Below are 1298 nucleotides of genomic sequence, written 5' to 3'. Positions count from 1 at the left end.
GATTTAAACTGTTGAAATATTTTCCAATCCATGTTATCTTTATTTAAAATTAACATATAAGGATTATTAAATTATGATTAATAATATTACTGTATATGCATTTGCAACGCAACGCAACGCAACGCAACGCAACGCAAACCACAATTATATCCTAATCAATAATTATTTAAAATTTTATTTATTACAATTTTTTGATTTCTTTTTTATCATTTTTATCTTTGCGATTTTGGGGCTATTCTATGCCTATATTTAATAAATTATTGCATTCAAAAATACGAAATAAGTTGGGAACAAAAATAAGTCAAACTTTAATCAATAAATCCAAGTCGGTTAAAGAAATAAAATATAATAAATATATTCCAATAAAATATGAAGGCGAAGAAAAAGAAGAATTTATATGCCAAATAGAAAACGGTAAAGTTTTTGCCGATTGGGGATTTATTTTTACGGAAGACGGATTTTATATAAAAGACGCTTTGCCTCTAAATATAATTGACAGTCCGCATGAATTATCGGGCAGATTTATATTTTATAAATTTAGAAAAAGAAGAAAAATTAAAGGAAATGTATTCGTTTTAAAATCGCAATGGCATGTTTATTACGGACATTGGATACATGAAATATTATCTAGAATATTCTTGCTTAAAGAGTCAAAATTATTTGACGAAATAGACGCTTTTATTTTGAGCAAACATTGTAAAGCAAAATTTTATTTGGAAGGAATTAAATTATTCGGTTTGGACAAGAAAAAAATTATATTAGTCGATGACGAAGAAGAGATAATATGCGATAATTTATATTTTTCGTCTTTTCCCGGAATTTCTGTGGCAAATCCTCCAAAATGGGTATGCGATAAATATTTGAATCTTACTAAAGAATTGCTTTTAAAAAATAATTTTCAAGTTTACGATAAAATTTATATAAGTCGTAAAAGAGTAAAAACAAGAAATATTTTGAACGAAAACGAACTAATAAATATTTTATCTCATTTAGGCTATAAAGTAATATATCCAGAAGATTATTCTTTAAAAGAACAGTTTTGCATATTTAATAAAGCCAGAAAAATTATATCTGTATTGGGAAGCGGACTTACAAATTTAGTTTGCTGCAATAAAGAAACTTCAGTTTTGGGAATAGTCTCTTATGCAAGTTATGAAGATTGTCATCGCAATATTTGTAAAACTATAGGAATGAAATATTTTGAATATGTTGAAAATAATCCAGATAATATTAAATATTTCAATAAATTAACTAAAGACAGAAATAAAAATAATTTTAAAATCGATTTAGATTTATTT

The 1298-nt window shown here is 25.1% G+C and carries 1 protein-coding gene; it reads left to right on the top strand.

What is annotated here, in order from left to right; translation table 11 throughout:
• Window positions 1-239 precede the first annotated feature (239 nt).
• Window positions 240-1298, top strand: a 1059-nt coding sequence (locus ACR0QS_RS13265; RefSeq protein WP_432633927.1) for a glycosyltransferase family 61 protein, incomplete at its 3' end; no start/stop codon positions are given.

The sequence above is a fragment of the Brachyspira sp. genome (genome assembly GCF_050873525.1).
In the GTDB taxonomy this organism is placed as follows: Bacteria; Spirochaetota; Brachyspiria; order Brachyspirales; family Brachyspiraceae; genus Brachyspira.
The sequence above is the reverse complement of the archived record's forward strand: the minus strand, read 5'-3'. Positions and strand labels throughout refer to the sequence as shown.